This is a genomic window from Phocicoccus schoeneichii (genome assembly GCF_014635565.1).
Taxonomy (GTDB): Bacteria; Bacillota; Bacilli; order Staphylococcales; family Salinicoccaceae; genus Phocicoccus; species Phocicoccus schoeneichii.
In genome coordinates this window covers 165,982-182,494 of the sequence record NZ_BMDB01000002.1, presented here as the reverse complement: position 1 = coordinate 182,494, position 16,513 = coordinate 165,982, and the positions used below count along the sequence as shown (strand labels likewise).

18 protein-coding genes are annotated in these 16,513 nt (G+C 37.5%); 4 read left to right on the top strand and 14 right to left on the bottom strand.

All coding sequences use genetic code 11. The features are described from left to right. Positions 1-163: 163 nt before the first annotated feature. The 14 genes from ssb to rpmH all read right to left on the bottom strand — a co-directional run bounded on the left by ssb (position 164) and on the right by rpmH (position 11,938). Entirely contained in the window at positions 164-643 is a 480-nt protein-coding gene (gene ssb, locus IEU51_RS06040) for a single-stranded DNA-binding protein (RefSeq protein WP_186086054.1), read from the bottom strand. 24 nt (positions 644-667) lie between these two features. Continuing rightward, positions 668-970, bottom strand: coding sequence for a 30S ribosomal protein S6 (gene rpsF, locus IEU51_RS06035; protein WP_186086057.1), 303 nt, complete (start codon positions 968-970; stop codon positions 668-670). Positions 971-1,109: 139 nt separating this feature from the next. Next, positions 1,110-2,384, bottom strand: a complete 1,275-nt coding sequence (locus IEU51_RS06030) for an aminotransferase class I/II-fold pyridoxal phosphate-dependent enzyme (protein WP_186086060.1) — start codon at positions 2,382-2,384, stop codon at positions 1,110-1,112. A 126-nt stretch (positions 2,385-2,510) separates the two neighbouring features. Beyond that, positions 2,511-3,611 (bottom strand): redox-regulated ATPase YchF, encoded by a 1,101-nt coding sequence (gene ychF, locus IEU51_RS06025; RefSeq protein WP_186086063.1) that lies wholly within the window; start codon positions 3,609-3,611, stop codon positions 2,511-2,513. Positions 3,612-3,635: 24 nt separating this feature from the next. Continuing rightward, positions 3,636-3,821: a DUF951 domain-containing protein gene (locus tag IEU51_RS06020; protein WP_186086066.1), complete on the bottom strand. Its 186-nt coding sequence runs from the start codon at positions 3,819-3,821 to the stop codon at positions 3,636-3,638. A gap of 2 nt (positions 3,822-3,823) precedes the next feature. Then, positions 3,824-4,762, bottom strand: coding sequence for a mechanosensitive ion channel family protein (locus IEU51_RS06015; RefSeq protein WP_229713887.1), 939 nt, complete (start codon positions 4,760-4,762; stop codon positions 3,824-3,826). Between the two features lie 2 nt (positions 4,763-4,764). After that, positions 4,765-5,562, bottom strand: coding sequence for a ParB/RepB/Spo0J family partition protein (locus IEU51_RS06010; RefSeq protein WP_186086069.1), 798 nt, complete (start codon positions 5,560-5,562; stop codon positions 4,765-4,767). Positions 5,563-5,572: 10 nt separating this feature from the next. Further along, positions 5,573-6,382, bottom strand: coding sequence for a ParB/RepB/Spo0J family partition protein (locus IEU51_RS06005; protein WP_186086072.1), 810 nt, complete (start codon positions 6,380-6,382; stop codon positions 5,573-5,575). 11 nt (positions 6,383-6,393) lie between these two features. Further along, positions 6,394-7,110: a 16S rRNA (guanine(527)-N(7))-methyltransferase RsmG gene (rsmG, locus tag IEU51_RS06000; RefSeq protein WP_186086075.1), complete on the bottom strand. Its 717-nt coding sequence runs from the start codon at positions 7,108-7,110 to the stop codon at positions 6,394-6,396. A 44-nt stretch (positions 7,111-7,154) separates the two neighbouring features. After that, positions 7,155-9,038: a tRNA uridine-5-carboxymethylaminomethyl(34) synthesis enzyme MnmG gene (gene mnmG, locus IEU51_RS05995; protein ID WP_186086078.1), complete on the bottom strand. Its 1,884-nt coding sequence runs from the start codon at positions 9,036-9,038 to the stop codon at positions 7,155-7,157. Between the two features lie 14 nt (positions 9,039-9,052). Next, the gene (mnmE, locus tag IEU51_RS05990) at positions 9,053-10,426 is read right to left on the bottom strand and encodes a tRNA uridine-5-carboxymethylaminomethyl(34) synthesis GTPase MnmE (protein WP_186086081.1); all 1,374 of its coding nucleotides are present in this window, start codon (positions 10,424-10,426) and stop codon (positions 9,053-9,055) included. 13 nt (positions 10,427-10,439) lie between these two features. Beyond that, entirely contained in the window at positions 10,440-11,339 is a 900-nt protein-coding gene (gene jag, locus IEU51_RS05985) for an RNA-binding cell elongation regulator Jag/EloR (protein WP_186086084.1), read from the bottom strand. Beyond that, positions 11,340-11,687: a ribonuclease P protein component gene (rnpA, locus tag IEU51_RS05980; protein WP_186086087.1), complete on the bottom strand. Its 348-nt coding sequence runs from the start codon at positions 11,685-11,687 to the stop codon at positions 11,340-11,342. 113 nt (positions 11,688-11,800) lie between these two features. Continuing rightward, positions 11,801-11,938: a 50S ribosomal protein L34 gene (gene rpmH, locus IEU51_RS05975; RefSeq protein WP_186076455.1), complete on the bottom strand. Its 138-nt coding sequence runs from the start codon at positions 11,936-11,938 to the stop codon at positions 11,801-11,803. Positions 11,939-12,377: 439 nt separating this feature from the next. On the opposite strand from rpmH, the gene dnaA reads away from it, so the two are divergent. The 4 genes from dnaA (at position 12,378) to recF (ending at position 16,510) form a co-directional block, all read left to right on the top strand. Beyond that, entirely contained in the window at positions 12,378-13,706 is a 1,329-nt protein-coding gene (gene dnaA / locus IEU51_RS05970; protein ID WP_186086090.1) for a chromosomal replication initiator protein DnaA, read from the top strand. A 167-nt stretch (positions 13,707-13,873) separates the two neighbouring features. Continuing rightward, entirely contained in the window at positions 13,874-15,007 is a 1,134-nt protein-coding gene (dnaN, locus tag IEU51_RS05965; RefSeq protein ID WP_188349289.1) for a DNA polymerase III subunit beta, read from the top strand. A 190-nt stretch (positions 15,008-15,197) separates the two neighbouring features. After that, the gene (locus IEU51_RS05960; protein ID WP_186086096.1) at positions 15,198-15,416 is read left to right on the top strand and encodes an RNA-binding S4 domain-containing protein; all 219 of its coding nucleotides are present in this window, start codon (positions 15,198-15,200) and stop codon (positions 15,414-15,416) included. Continuing rightward, on the top strand, positions 15,413-16,510 hold the full coding sequence (gene recF, locus IEU51_RS05955; protein WP_186086098.1) for a DNA replication/repair protein RecF: 1,098 nt from the start codon (positions 15,413-15,415) through the stop codon (positions 16,508-16,510). The genes IEU51_RS05960 and recF overlap by 4 nt, the downstream gene beginning before the upstream one ends. The last annotated feature ends 3 nt before the right edge of the window (positions 16,511-16,513 follow it).

The following is a 16,513-nucleotide window of genomic DNA, read 5'->3' as shown; positions in this document are numbered from 1 at the left end:
ACCGACTTTAGCCACTCAAGTTTATATAAATTAAGACTGATTTAATATGTAAAAAAATAACCGAGACGAAAGTCTCGGTTACACACACAACCGAAATCTCACACATGATTTCAGTTTTACACAACAAATTACACACACATTTGTAATTCGTGAATACATTTCCCTAGAATGGTAAATCATCATCACTAATATCTACATTACCTGTAGAATTCGCGAACGGGTTCTCCTCTTGTCTAGAACCGTATGACTGATTCCCACTACCATAAGAATTCGATGGATATGCTTCAGCAGCATTACCCGCTTGATTACTGCTTTGTTGTCTGCCTTTTGGCTCTAAGAATTGAACATTATCGCACACGACTTCTGTAACGTATACGCGCTGTCCATCCTTATTCTCGTAACTTCTCGATTGAAGTCTACCATCAACCCCAACTAAGCTTCCTTTTTGTACAAATTTTTGTACGTTCTCTGCTTGTTTTCGGAAAACAACACAGTTGATAAAGTCAGCGCCACGTTCACCATTTTGATCAGTGAATGGACGGTTTACTGCAAGTGTAAAGTTACCTACAGAAATGTTGTTCTGACTTACTCTTAAATCAGGATCTCTAGTTAGACGACCCACCAAAACCACACGATTCAGCATGTAATCATCTCCATTATTTTAAACTTACTTTTCTTCTCTTTGTTCATCGCGAACAACAATATGACGAATGATATCGTTGTTGATTTTTGCTAGACGTTCGAATTCATCAACTGAAGTTGAATCTTCTGCATCAAGCTTAACAATGCGGTAAAAACCTTCTTTGAAATCTTCGATTTCATAAGCTAAACGACGTTTACCCCACTCTTTTGATTCGATGATAGTAGCACCGTTTGAAGTAAGTACTTCGTCAAAACGCTCAACTAAAGCTTTTAACGCGTCTTCTTCAATGTTCGGACGTACGACGTATAAAATTTCGTATGCTCTCATCTTTACACCTCCTTATGGACTTTACGGCCAAAACTTCGGTTGTTTTGGCAAGGAATAATTTTCATTACTCACAATCAGATATTATATCAGTCATCATTAAAAAAAGCAACAACCTTAAGCAGTTGTTGCTCACAAAATATTAATGTTCATTTTTAATGATTTCTTCAATCGCAACCTTTTGTAACACAGTTGTGAATACATCCATTGCTTGGACTAAATCACTACGACCTAAGAATGACGGTGCAATTCTTAAGTTATTGTCGTTCGGGTTATTGTAGTACGGGTATGTTGAACCTGCCTTTGTAATTTTTAAGCCAAGTTTCGCGCACTCTTCTTCGATTTTCTTCGCACATCCAGGATACGTATCTACGCTGATGAAGTATCCACCGCGTGGTTCACTCCAAGTGGCGATTCTTTCGTCTTCTACTGTACTCTTCAGTGAGTCTAAGACGATATCAAACTTTGGTTTTAGAATCGCTGCTTGTTCTCTCATGTGATCTAAAAGTGTATCGAAATCTTTCAGGAAAAGCACATGTCGCAGTTGATTGACTTTATCTTGTGAAATAGATTGAGCTGCGATGAGTTTTTCCATGTAGTCTAAGCTCTCTCTGTTCGCACAGATTACTCCAACACCCGCACCAGGGAAAGTAATTTTAGACGTTGATGCAAAGATGATGACACGGTTTGGGTGATCTGCATTTTTACATGCGTCTAACATGCTCTCTTGTTCGATAAACTCACCATCCAAGAAGTGTACTGCATATGCGTTGTCATAGAAAATCTTGAAATCTTTCGCAGCTGTTTCCATGCTTGCTAAACGTTCGATTGTTTCTTTTGAATAGATTGCGCCATCTGGGTTTGAATATTTGGGTACACACCAGATTCCTTTGATTGATGCGTCTTCTTTAACTAATTCTTCAACAGCATCCATATCTGGCCCTTCAGGTGTCATGTCCACAGTAATCATTTCAATACCTAATGACTCACAAATTGCAAAGTGACGGTCGTATCCAGGCACTGGGCAAATGAATTTCACAGTATCTTCTTTCATCCATGGACGATCACTGTCGACCATTCCGAAGTACATCGCTTTAAGCATTGTGTCGTACATGAGGTTTAAACTAGAGTTTCCTCCAACATAAATCTCGTTGCTACTCACTCCTAGCATGCTTGCGAACAATTCTTTTGCTTCGTGAATACCGTCTCCAATACCGTAGTTGAACACGTTAGGGTTACGGTCAAATGTGTCTGCATCGATATTAGTTAAGAGGTCTCTTGAAAGCCTGATCTGCTCGAAGCTTGGTTTACCTCTAGTCATATCCACATTAAGGTCTAATTTCTTTAAATCTTTGAGTTTACTATTTGTGACTTCTAGTAAACTTTTTAACTCGTCTAAGTTAAGCGTAGCCACCATACTACCCCTTTTCTTTTATATATACATACACTTGTCAGTATATAACTATCTAATAGCGTTTTCAATTGACTAAGTTAATTATTTTAGATAAAAAAACGGCAAACGTTTGTCTGCCGTTAAAATTATTTATACGTTAAATCTAAAGTGAACCACGTCTCCGTCTTTCATGATATATTCTTTACCTTCTAGGCGTGCTTTTCCAGCTTCTTTAACAGCCGCTTCACTACCTAATTCAACAAGGTCATCGTAACTCATCACTTCTGCACGGATGAATCCTTTTTGGAAGTCTGTATGGATGATACCTGCACATTCTGGTGCAGTCATGCCTTTCTTGAATGTCCATGCACGTACTTCTTGTACACCTGCAGTGAAGTAAGTAGCAAGTCCAAGTAAATCATATGCACTTCTGATCAGTTTATCGAGCCCTGATTCTTCTAAGCCGAGTGCTTCTAAGAATTCTTGTTTGTCTTCATCATCTAAAACTGCCATTTCTTCTTCAACACGTGCTGAAATCACAACCACTTCTGCATTTTCATTTCGTGCGTATTCTTTAATGCGCGTTAAGTGTTCATTATTATCAAGGTCCATGAGTTCATCTTCTGCAACGTTTGCTACGTATAGAATTGGTTTTTGAGTTAAGAAATTTAAGTGTTTAACGAGTGCTTTTTCTTCTGGAGTCATTTCGAGTGAACGCACGGGTTGGTTGTTTTCTAATGTTTCTTTCACTTTAGTTAAAATCGCTGCTTCAGCCATCGCATCTGCATCTTTTTGGCGCGCCATTTTTTCTAGACGTGGCAGACGACGTTCGATAGATTCTAAGTCTGCGAAGATTAATTCCATATTGATGACTTCAATGTCGTCGAGTGGATCAATTTTCCCAGAAACGTGTGTAATATTGTCGTCATCAAATGCACGAACCACCTGACAAATTGCATCTACTTCGCGGATATGAGAAAGGAATTTGTTCCCTAAACCTTCTCCTTGAGATGCACCTTTCACGATTCCTGCGATATCAGTGAACTCGAATGCTGTTGGGACCGTTTTTTTCGGAACAACGATTTCCGTAAGTTTATCGAGTCTTTCGTCTGGTACTTCTACAATACCAACGTTTGGGTCAATTGTTGCGAATGGGTAGTTTGCTGCAAGTGCCCCTGCTTTTGTGATTGCGTTGAATAATGTTGATTTACCAACGTTTGGTAATCCAACGATTCCAGCTGTTAATGCCATTTGTTTTATCTCCTTAAGTGAAAATTATTGTTTAATAATACGTTTCAGTCGTTTTTTAAAGTCTCTTCTTGGAAGCATGATAATACGTTCGCAATTCAGGCATTTAATTTTAATGTCCGCACCAAGTCTTACGACTTCAAATTCATTTGTACCACATGGGTGTGGTTTTTTCATCTCTACAATACTACCAAGATCAAATTCGTGTTCCATATTTATGACCCCTTCATGCTTGTATCTTTACCAAAATCCATCACTGGTACAGCAAGTTCTATTTCGTGTGCATTGAGGTAATCTTTAATTTTACCGCGATATTTACGAAGTACACCAAATTGCTCCATCGGCTCTGTTATAAATTGAATACGTAGCATTGCTTGCCCTTGTTGGAAGTCTTGAATTCCGAGCACAGCTGGCTGTGCCACAAGACTTGGATCATTTGACCACTCAATATCAAAGTATTTCGTAAGTAGACGCTCAACTTCAGCTGTGTCTGTTTCTAGCGATAAGTTAAGGTCAAGGAATGCGATGGAATTCTCTACAGAAAAGTTAACCACTTCGTTAATTGTTCCGTTCGGTATCATGTAAACTTCACCATTATACCCTTTTATCTTTGAGGAGCGTAACCCTAAGTGAATGACTTCTCCTTCCGCAACAGTTGTACCTGTTGTATTCGCACGGATGAAATCACCTGTATCAAATTGGTTTTCTAAGATAATAAAGAATCCAGTGATCATGTCTTTTACTAAACTCTGTGCACCAAAACCAATGGCTAGGCCGACAATCCCAGCACCGGCAAGTAGCGTACCTACCGGAATGTTGAACGTTTCTAGTATCGTTACAACAACGACGAACCATACAACAATCGTTGTCATGTTTTGCAATACGTTAATCAGAGTTTTATTGCGTTTTGCACTGCCTTTAATTTTAAGCTTCGAACGGGCCTTCATTGTGAAGAAGTTTTGAATCAGTGTTTTAACAACTTTCATCACAATCAGTCCGATGATGATAAAACCAATCGACCAGACGACACGTACTAAGATGTTGATCCAAATGTCGGGATTTGTTAATTTGTCGTAGATTGTAGTCAGAAATCTCGTATCCATTGGCTTTTCTATTGCTGATACGATTAATGTGTTTAAAAACTCAAAATTCAATACTATTCTCCTCCGTTCAGTATGTAGTTTACAATTCTTTCAAACTCTTTTTGGTCTGTAAAATCAATTTCTATATATCCGCGATTTTTCACGCGCTTAATTTCTACTTTTGTGCCGAGTGTTTCTTTTAGTTTTTGTTCCGTCGTTTCCACGATTTTCGGTTTTTTTAAATCATTTTTTCCACGCTTTAAGCCCCGCTCTGTCTTAAACCCTTGTACGTAGCGTTCAAGCTTTCTCACGTTCCACTTCTCATCTCGACACTTTATAGCCACGTGTTCTATTGTCAGTGGATCTTTTAAGCTGAGAAGCGTACGGCCATGTGCACTTGTCAGCTCGTTGTTTTTTATCATCCGAACAACACGGTTGGGTAAATTCAGGAGTCGAATTGTATTTGCGATATAACTTCTCGATTTACCTAGATTTTTTGCGACTTGTTCTTGATTTAGATTCAGTGCTTCCATGTAGTTCTTATAGCTCATTGCTTCTTCAAATGAATCCAAATCTTCACGTTGCAAGTTTTCCAATATCGAATGCGTCATCATCTCTTCGTCTGTAAGATCTAAGATTACCGCTTGTATGGTCTCTTTCTTTAGAGACTGCATTGCACGAAAGCGACGTTCTCCTGCAATAAGCGTATATCCTTTTATAGATTTTCTTACAGAGATGGGTTGGAGTAATCCGTTTCGCTCAATCGACGCTGCGAGTTCTTTCTGTGATGATTCCTTAAAAGTAAGGCGAGGCTGATATGGGTTGGGTTTAATATCGCTGATTTTAATTTCTTTCAGTTGTCCCTTATCCATAGCACACCTCTTATTTATATATTCGTATCACGACTTCGTGATACAGAGACTCTTCTGTCTTATCATAGTCTACTTTAAATCCACGTGCTTTTAACTTTTCAATGTCATTAAGAAGATCATTCATGACGAAACTGACATCATCATTGAAGTTAATTTGCTCGTTCTTTTTCTCTATTCGATTTTTTACTGCAAGCTCTGTGTCTTTAACATTCAGTTCATCACGCTTCACTTTTTCTAGTATTTCATACTGCATATCGTTATCTAAAGAAAGCATTGTTCTCGCATGTCTTTCTGTTATTTCATTGTTTTGTAACGCTGAAATAACGCTATCTGATAGCTTTAAAAGTCTGAGTTTGTTTGCGATGAATGACTGACTCTTACCTAGAGAAATAGCGAGGTCTTTCTGTGTGATATCTTCCATCGATAACAGTTCTTTATATGCAAGTGCTTCTTCATAAGGTGATAAGTTTTCTCTCTGTATGTTTTCAATGATTGCAATGACAGCAGCTTCTTGATCTGTTAAATATTTGATAATCGATTCTACATTTTCATAGTGTAGAGATTTCATTGCACGAAAACGGCGCTCTCCTGCAATGATCTCATACATGCCCTCTTCTATAGGACGCAGGGTGATTGGTTGAAGTAAACCATGTTTTTTGATTGACTGGGCAAGTTCTTTAATAGATTTATCATTAAATACACGTCTCGGTTGGAAACGGTTCGGAACGATAGATTCTACTGGTACCAGTTCAATTTTATCTTCTTCATGTTTTCCTGTTTTATCAAGAAGATTAAACAGTTTCGAAAATGGCTTCTTCATTTATAACACCCCTAATTGAGTAATGGTTTCTTGCTTGGTGTACCTGGTTTTCTTGGATACTTTCTCGGTGTCTTACTCGTCTTCTTAATTTCTAAGATATAACGATCACTTTCTTCTTCTGGCAATGATAACTCATGGACCGCTTCAAGTTTTCCACCCAGTAATTTCAGTGCAAACTCTGCTTCATCAATCTCTTCCATTGTACGCTTTCCTTTTAGAACGATGAACTTCCCACCTGTTCTAACCAGTGGTAAGCATAGTTCTGCTAAAACGTTTAAACGTGCAACCGCACGCGCCGTTACAACATCAAACATGTGACGTGCTGTGTGTTGACCAAATGTCTCTGCACGATCATGGACAAGTGTGATTTTATCGAGTTCTAAGTTTGCAGTCAATTCATTTAAGAACATGATGCGTTTATTTAATGAATCTACAATCGTCACTTTTAAATCTGGACGAAGAATCTTCATTGGAATCGATGGAAATCCTGCTCCTGCACCTACATCACAGAGGCTCGCACCTTCTTCAATGTCTGCATAAAAAAGTGGTGTAATGGAATCATAGAAGTGCTTTTCATAGACTTCGTTCTCTTCAGTCACTGCTGTCAGGTTGATTTTCTCATTCCACTCAACGAGCATTTTAAAGTACATATCAAACTGTTTCATTTGGATATCTGTTACTTCAATACCTTCTTTTTTTAAGTGTAAAATAAATTCGTCTTTAGTCATATTTATCCCTCTATATTAATAAAAAGGCTTAGTGATAAGCCTTTTTAGTTTTGCACTTTCGCGATTTTTCCTTGTTCAATATATACGAGTAGAATTGAAATATCCGCAGGATTTACACCTGAAATACGAGATGCTTGTGCGAGATCTAATGGACGTACTTCTTTCAGCTTGTCTTTGGCTTCGCTTGCGAGTGAATGCACTGCATCATAATCAATATCTTCAGGAATTTTCTTGTCTTCCATGCGTTTCATTTTTTCAACTTGTTGAAGTGACTTCTTAATGTACCCTTCGTACTTCACTTCGATTTCAACTTGCTCTTGTTCATCAGAAGTAAGAAGTGACTCTTCGCCTAAAATCGTCATGATATCTTGATAAGTCATTTCTGGACGACGGAGTAATTCAATCGCTAGAATACCATCTTTTAGACGTGTACCGCCTTTACTTTCAACAACACTTTGAGTGTGTTCATTCGGTTTGATACGCACATTTCTAAAGCGCTCAAGTTCTTTCTCAATACGTTCTTTTTTAGATAAAAACATGTCATAGCGCTCGTCTGTGACTAGACCATGTTCGTGACCGATTTCTGTAAGTCTCATGTCTGCATTGTCGTGTCTTAAAATCAGACGGTGTTCCGCACGTGATGTTAATAGACGATAGGGTTCATTTGTACCTTTTGTCACTAAGTCATCAATCAGTACACCGATATATGCTTCGGTACGACTTAAGATGAGTTCTTCTTGTCCTAAGATTTTATTCGCAGCGTTGATACCCGCGATAAGTCCTTGTCCTGCAGCTTCTTCATATCCACTTGTACCGTTGATTTGACCTGCCGTATATAAGTTCTCAATTTTTTTCGTTTCAAGCGTTGGCCATAACTGAGTGGGTACTAATGCATCATACTCAATCGCATATCCTGTACGCATCATACGTGCGTTCTCAAGACCAGGGATTGTTTTCAGCATTTCTCTTTGCACCGCTTCAGGCATGCTTGTTGAAAGACCTTGAACATAAACTTCTTTCGTATGTCTGCCTTCTGGCTCTAAAAAGATTTGGTGACGTGGTTTGTCATTAAATCGAACAATCTTATCTTCAATTGATGGGCAATAACGCGGACCTGTTCCTTCGATTAAACCAGAATACATCGCAGATAGGTGTAAATTATCGTTGATGATTTTGTGTGTAAATTCATTTGTATGTGTTAACCAACAAGGAAGTTGATCCATGATGAATTCAGTTGTCTCATAACTGAATGCACGTGGCACGTCGTCTCCTGGCTGGATTTCTGTTTTATCATAATCAATTGAATCAGCATTCACACGTGGTGGAGTACCTGTTTTGAATCTCACGATTTCAAAACCTAAATCTTTCAACTGATCTGCAAGTTTGATTGAAGGCATTTGATGGTTTGGACCACTTGAATATTTAAGGTCACCCAAGATAATTTCACCACGTAAGAACGTTCCAGTTGTAATGATGACAGATTTCGCATCATATACTGTTCCAACGTTCGTTCTCACACCCACGATCTTTTTATCTTCAATTAAAATCTCATCTACCATGCCTTGCATGACATCTAAATTTTCAGTGTCTTCAAGGACTTGTTTCATTTCTTGCTGATAAAGAACCTTGTCTGCTTGTGCGCGTAGTGCACGAACGGCAGGTCCTTTACCTGTATTTAACATGCGCATTTGTATGTGCGTCTTGTCAATGACTTTAGCCATTTGACCGCCTAGAGCATCTACTTCTCTTACGACGATTCCTTTAGCCGGTCCACCAACAGACGGATTACATGGCATGAATGCGATGCTGTCTAAGTTAATCGTTAACATCAGAGTCGTAAGACCTTTACGTGCAGCAGCAAGGCCAGCTTCGACCCCCGCATGTCCTGCACCAATGACGATTACATCATATTTACTATGCTCTACCATACAATTTCCTCCTATTATTTTCCTAAACAGAATTGGGCAAATAACTGGTCTATGAGTTCTTCTGAAACGTCTTGTCCGATAACCTCACCAAGTAATTGCCACGTTTTAACTAAATCTATTTGAATCATATCCACTGGAATATCAAGTTTCGCTGCTTCAACCGCATCATGAATCGATTGTTTTGCAGATTCGAGTAAGTGGATGTGTCGGTTGTTAGATACATATGTTGAGTCACTCATATTGAGTCCTCCACTGAAGAATAAGTCTCTGATATTTTCTTCTAAATCATCTACGCCTGTTCCTTCAGTAATGGATGTTTGGACAATATTGAATCCATAAGGAATCAACTCATCAACGTTTAGCTTTTGTGTTAAGTCAAGCTTATTCACGATGATGATTACTTTACGTCCTTGTAAGTTCTCTAATATTTCTCTGTCTTCATCTGTTAATTCTTGTGTGTAATCAATAACGTATAGAATGAGTTCTGCGTTACTTAATGCTTCACGCGAACGTTCTACACCGATACGTTCTACAACGTCATCCGTCTCACGAATACCTGCAGTATCAACAAGTTTTAATGGAATTCCGTTGACGTTCACGTATTCTTCCAAGATGTCACGTGTCGTTCCCGCAATGTCTGTCACGATCGCACGGTTATCTTGGATGAGATAATTTAGAAGTGAACTCTTACCGACGTTTGGTTTACCAACGATTACAGTATTGAGCCCCTCACGTAAAATACGACCTTCTTTTGAAGTTTTTAGTAGTGTCGCAATTTTTTCTTCTATCTTCACAGCTTCTTCTAATAAGAATGCTGTTGTCGCTTCTTCAACATCATCGTATTCAGGGTAGTCGATGTTTACTTCTACTTGTGCTAGAATTTCTAAAATTTCTTGTCTAAGTGATTCAATATATGTTTTCAGACGACCTTGCATTTGTTGATTCGCAACTTTTGATGCTTCGTCTGTTTTAGATCTAATAAAGTCCATGATACCTTCAGCTTGTGATAAGTCGATACGTCCATTTAAGAAAGCACGTTTCGTAAACTCACCTGGTTCAGCCATTTCAGCACCATGTTTTAATGTTAATCGTAGAATATGGTTAATTGTATGCACACCACCGTGACAGTTAATTTCCACGATATCTTCTCGCGTATATGTGCGTGGTGCACGCATAACGGCTACCATTACCTCTTCTACTGTTTCATTCGTTTCTGGATCGACGATATGACCGTAATTAATCGTATGTGAATCCACGTCTTTAAGCTTATTTTTACCTCTATAGAGCTTATCTGCAATTTCCACAGCGTCGATACCTGATAGTCGAACAATCGCGATGGCACCTTCGCCGATAGGAGTTGAAATGCTCGATATCGTTTCTAACTGCATACAAATGTCTCCTTTATTTCTTTTGTATTACCAAGTAACGGTTTGGCTCTTCACCTTCTGAGTGTGTTTTAATATTTGTAACGTTACTTAGAGCGTTATGAATGACTTTTCTTTCGTTCGCTGGCATTGGTTCTAAGTGTACTGGAAGTCCAGTTTGTAATGCTTTCTTAGTCATGTTTAATGCAAGTGTTTCTAAAACCTCTTCACGTTTCATTCTATAATTTTCTGTGTCGATAATAACACGTCCATAGCTAGTATAAATTCTATTGAAATAGCTCTGTGCGATTTCTTGGATTGCATTTAAAGTCGCGCCACGTTTACCGATAATTTTTGACGCATAATCACTTTCTATCTCAATATTGATTTCCTTATCTTCTATTGTATAAGTGACATCATTCTTGATACCCATTTCTGTAATTACTGAATGAACATAACTCATTGTACTTTCTGCAGCATCTAGAAATGTGAATTTTGGCTCTTCTGTAATTACTGGAGCTTCTTCGATTTCTTCTTCAGCTACTTCTTCGTCTTCAACTAAAGTATTGTCTTCAATAATTTCGTTTGGTACATCAATGACTTCTTTTGTAACAGCATCTACTTCGTCACGCGCTTCTTCTTCCGTAAAATCTTCTTCTGTTACGTTTGTTTCTGCTACTGTATTGTTCTCAGTAATGTTTGCTTCTTTTTCAAGCCTTGTATGTCTAAATTTCAGTGCATCTAAACTTTCATACATCTTAAGTTCAGGGTTTATAACAGTGAGTTTTACCTCAGCATCTTTTTTACCTAATCCAAATATACCGCGCTTCCCCGCTTCAATGACGTCGATCTTAATATCATCTTCTGTAACGTTTAAGTCTTTAAGTCCCACTTCTATCGCCTCATCAACAGTTTCTGCTTGATACACTTTGTACATTTAGTTGCCTCCATTATTTATGCATTTTGCAATTTTTAAGACATGTAATAATGATTTTTCAATTTCTTTGTACTCCATATTTGGAACAGGCTGCCTCGCAATCACTACGTACTCGGTACTCTTAAGTTCATCTATGTGTGTTTGAAAGAAATTTCGGATGCGTCTTTTTATTTTATTTCTTGTCACTGCATTACCAAGTTTTTTGGATACGCTGATTCCGAGCCTAAAATGTGATACTTCCTTATTATCTTTAACGTATACGACAAATTGACGGTTCGCAAAAGAACGTCCTTTTTTAAAGACAAATTGAAAATCTCTTTGCTTTTTAATCCTATACTGCTTCTTCATCAAAATACGCTACTCTCATTATATGATTACTATATTATACAAAATCTTACTCTTTAATAACACTCATCAGAATTGGCATAAAAAAAGATCACCTAGTGATAGATGATCTTTTACTATGCTGAAAGCACTTTTCTTCCTTTTCTTCTACGACGAGCAAGAACTTTACGGCCATTCTTTGTAGCCATTCTTGCGCGGAATCCGTGTACTTTAGAACGTTTACGTTTATTTGGTTGATACGTACGTTTTACCATCTCTACACCTCCAAATTAATAATTCCACTTATATGTGTATCTAGTCTTTATTTTAGCAACTATTTAATAGTAACAGAAACTATCACTTAGTTCAAGACAAAATTTCGATTAAAAATGAGTGATATCAAGAGTTATCCACACATCTTGTGTAAGATTATATCACATAATAATGTTATCCACAGGTAATTTTAGTATTTTTCCACAAGATAACAGCACGTTTATAAGTGCCTGTGGATAAGTTGTTGATCTGTGGATTGATTTTAAAATTTATTGATATATCCACAGATTTCCGTTATAATTTTTATGAAATAGCTGTGGGTAACTTTTGTTTTCATCTGACTTATCCACAGTTTGTGCACAACTTGTGGATAACTTTTATACACCCGTGAATTATAGTTATCCACACCATGTGAAAATGTTAAAAGTGAGGAAAAATTTTATGAATGGACTCGATCAGATTTGGCAGAAGGCCTTAGAATCTATTAAAGAGAAATTAGCTGGCCCAAGTTTTGAGACGTGGTTTATGGATGTCACTCTTATTGAACTCACTAAAGAAGAAGCGATCATTGAAACGCATAACTCGTTCAATAGAGATTGGCTTGAAACACACTATACTGATGTTGTTCAAGATGCGCTTTTTAATTCTGTTGGTGAAAGACCAAATGTCACTTTTATTATTAAAGGAGACGAAGTGAGTAATGAAGCACCAGTTAAAGATGAAGAAAAAGTCGACACATCATTTGGACCAAACTTCCAAATCAATGATCAGAATACATTTGAGACGTTTGTCATTGGTAGTGGAAACCGATTTGCGCATGCAGCAAGCTTAGCAGTAGCTGAAGCACCTGCTAAAGCATATAACCCGCTATTCATTTATGGAGGCGTTGGTTTAGGAAAGACACATCTCATGCATGCGATAGGAAATTATGTCACAGAAACGAGACCAGGGGCAAAAGTCGCTTACCTTTCAAGTGAAAAGTTTACGAATGACTTCATCAACTCGATTCGTGATAATAAGCCTGAAGCATTCAGAAACAAGTATCGTAATGTAGACGTACTATTAATTGATGACATTCAGTTCTTAGCAGGGAAAGAATCAACTCAGGAAGAGTTCTTCCATACGTTTAACGCGCTTCATGATCATGATAAACAGATTGTGATCACAAGTGACCGTACGCCAAATGAGATTCCAACCCTAGAAGACCGTCTGCGTTCACGTTTTGGATGGGGACTCATCACAGATATCACACCACCTGATTTAGAAACAAGAATTGCAATTCTACGCAAAAAATGTGAAGAGGAAAATGTAGAGATTCCAAATGAAGCAATGCTTTATATTGCGAATCATATCGATACCAATATTCGTGAACTTGAGGGTGCATTAACACGTGTTGCAGCATACTCCAAATTAACAAACCAGGTGATGACACCAGAGCTTGTAGCACTCGCACTGAAGGATATTGTTTCACAACCGAAGTCAAAAAAAATTACAATACCAGATATCCAGAAAGCTGTTGCAGAATATTACGGCATTCAAATTGAAGACTTTGCATCGAAAAAACGTACCCGCTCGATTGCGTTCCCACGTCATGTTGCAATGTATTTATCTAGAGAGCTTACGGATAATTCATTACCGAAAATTGGAGAAATTTTTGGAGGCAGAGATCACACAACAGTGATTCATGCGCATGAAAAAATTGCGAAACTCAGAGAAAATGATGAATCATTTCTTTCAGAGCTCGCACAGATAGAATCTAAGCTGAATTAAAACATGTGAGTAATGTGGATAAGTGTTACACTATTACCAACAGGTTATCCACATGTGAATAACTTACGTAAATATACAGTTTTTGGAGTTATCCACATATTCACAGGACCTACTAATGCTTTTAATATCTTTATATAAATAATTAATAATAAATAAGGAGATTACAAATGAAAATTCGTATTAAACGCACATATTTTATTGAGCAATTAAACGACGTTTTAAAAGCCATCTCACCAAGAACAGCATTACCAATTTTAAATGGTATTAAACTTGAAGCTACTGAAGACAACTTAATACTTACTGGTAGTGATTCTGAAATTTCAATTGAAATCACAATTCCTACTGAAGTGAATAATGAAACAGTATTAGAAATCGAATCTCCAGGATCTGTCGTTTTATCTGCACGATTCTTTACAGATGTTATTAAAAAATTATCTGGTGACTTTGTAGAATTAGATACAAATGCACAGTACTTAACACATATCCGTGCGGGTAAATCGAATTTCAACTTAAGTGGTAATGATCCAAATCAGTACCCATTACTTCCTGAAGTGAACAATGAATCGAGCATTATTGTTTCATCTTCTGTACTTAAAACTATTATTAACGAAACAAACTTTGCGGTATCTCCTTCAGAAACTCGCCCAGTGTTAACAGGTGTTAACTGGCAGTTCTTAGATGATGAAATTAAATTCACTGCAACGGATTCACATAGACTGGCATTAAGAAAATTAACAGACAAACCTAATTCTGTAGAAATCAACAATGCAATCATTCCAGGTAAGGCACTTGGAGAATTAAACAAGATTATCGATGATAAAGAAGATGACGTAGAAGTGAACTTCTCTCAAAACCAAGTATTATTCAAATATGGAAATATGAGATTCATCTCTCGTTTACTTGAAGGGAATTATCCAGACACGTCACGTCTCTTCCCCGAAAACTATGAGACTAAATTAACTGTGAATAACAGTGAATTCTTACAAGCGATTGACCGTGTATCATTACTTGCTCGTGAGGGCGGGAATAACGCAATCAAGATGACAATAGAAAATGGTAAGGTAGAACTTTCTTCTAACTCACCAGAAATTGGTAACGTTGAAGAAGACGTTAATATTGAGGGACTTGAAGGGGAATCATTACAGATTTCATTCAACTCTAAATATATGATGGATGCGCTGCGTGCAGTTCCAGACGAAGAAGTTGCGATCGAATTCTTCGGAACAATGAAGCCATTCACGATTCAATCGAGCAATTCTTACGACGTTATTCAGTTAATTTTACCTATTAGAACTTATTAATAAAAAAAGAATTTGAAGTAGTAGTACCGCTTAAAATTAAAAATAAGGCGGTTCTGCTACTTTTTTTATTTTTATGTAGGTTTTATCATAAAACGTTATAAATGGCTTATATTGGCTCTAAATAAGTGAGAAGATGAAAAACTCTTTGATTTATAGTACAATAATAGAGTGTATGTGAGGAGGAAAGCCCATGGAAATCATTCAATTAGAAGATCAAATTACATTAGGTCAGTTTTTAAAACACCAAGCAATCATTGGTTCTGGCGGAGAAGCAAAATGGTTCTTACGAGAAAATGATGTATTTTTAAATGGTGAAAGAGAAGATCGTCGTGGAAAGAAATTACATCATGACGATGTTTTAGACCTTGGAGAATTTGGTCAATTTAGAATTGAGTACAAAAGTGAATGAGACTAAAAGAGATTGAGCTTAACGGTTTTAGAAACTATGAGTCTTTATCTCTGACATTTCATGACAAATTGAATGTCTTCATTGGTCAGAATGCGCAAGGTAAAACGAATTTACTAGAGGCAATCTATTTTTTATCTCTAACAAAAAGTCACCGTACACCGCGTGACAAAGAGATGATTAAGTTCGACAAAGAAGAGGCATACGTTTCTGGTCGAGTGGAGAATCTCCGTAGTACTATTCCTTTATCTTTAGCAATTACAAAAAAAGGAAAGCGTGCAAAGGTGAATCATTTAGAGATGTCAAAGCTCTCGGAGTACATCGGTCATTTAAACTGTGTGCTCTTTGCTCCAGAAGATTTAGAAATCGTTAAAGGCGCACCGCAAGTCAGACGTTCGTTTATTGATATTGAATGTGGTCAGATTTCAAAAGTGTACCTCGCTCACTTAAGTAACTACAAACGGCTCTTACAACAAAAAAATCAGTATTTAAAAGAGAGACATGTGGATAGTGTCATGATCAGCGTGTTGAATGAACAGCTCGCAGTTGAAGCAGCGGCAGTCATTTTAAAGCGCGAAGCGTTCATTAAAACGCTCAGCAAATATGCGAAAAGAATTCACAGTGATATATCTAATGGTATTGAGACGCTCACGGTGAATTATCATCCGAATATTAAGTATGACGATGATAATAAAGATACGTTGAGCGCTTTTATATTAGAGGAGTATGAGAATGTAATTGATAAAGAAATTGAACGCAGGCAGACACTGATTGGACCGCATCGTGATGACATCAAGTTTTTAATCAACGGATTTGATGTGCAGACATACGGATCACAAGGTCAGCAGCGTTCGACGGCACTCTCATTGAAACTCGCGGAACTCGACGTCATTAAAGAAGAAATTGGCGAATATCCAATTTTACTTTTAGATGATGTACTCAGTGAACTCGATGAGTCGAGACAAGCACATCTACTGACGTCAATCAGAGATAGAGTGCAGACGTTTGTTACAACAACAAGTATTAGTGACATTAACCATCGAATTATGGATGATATGAAACTTTACACTGTAAATAGTGGCACAGTTAAAAATTAGGAA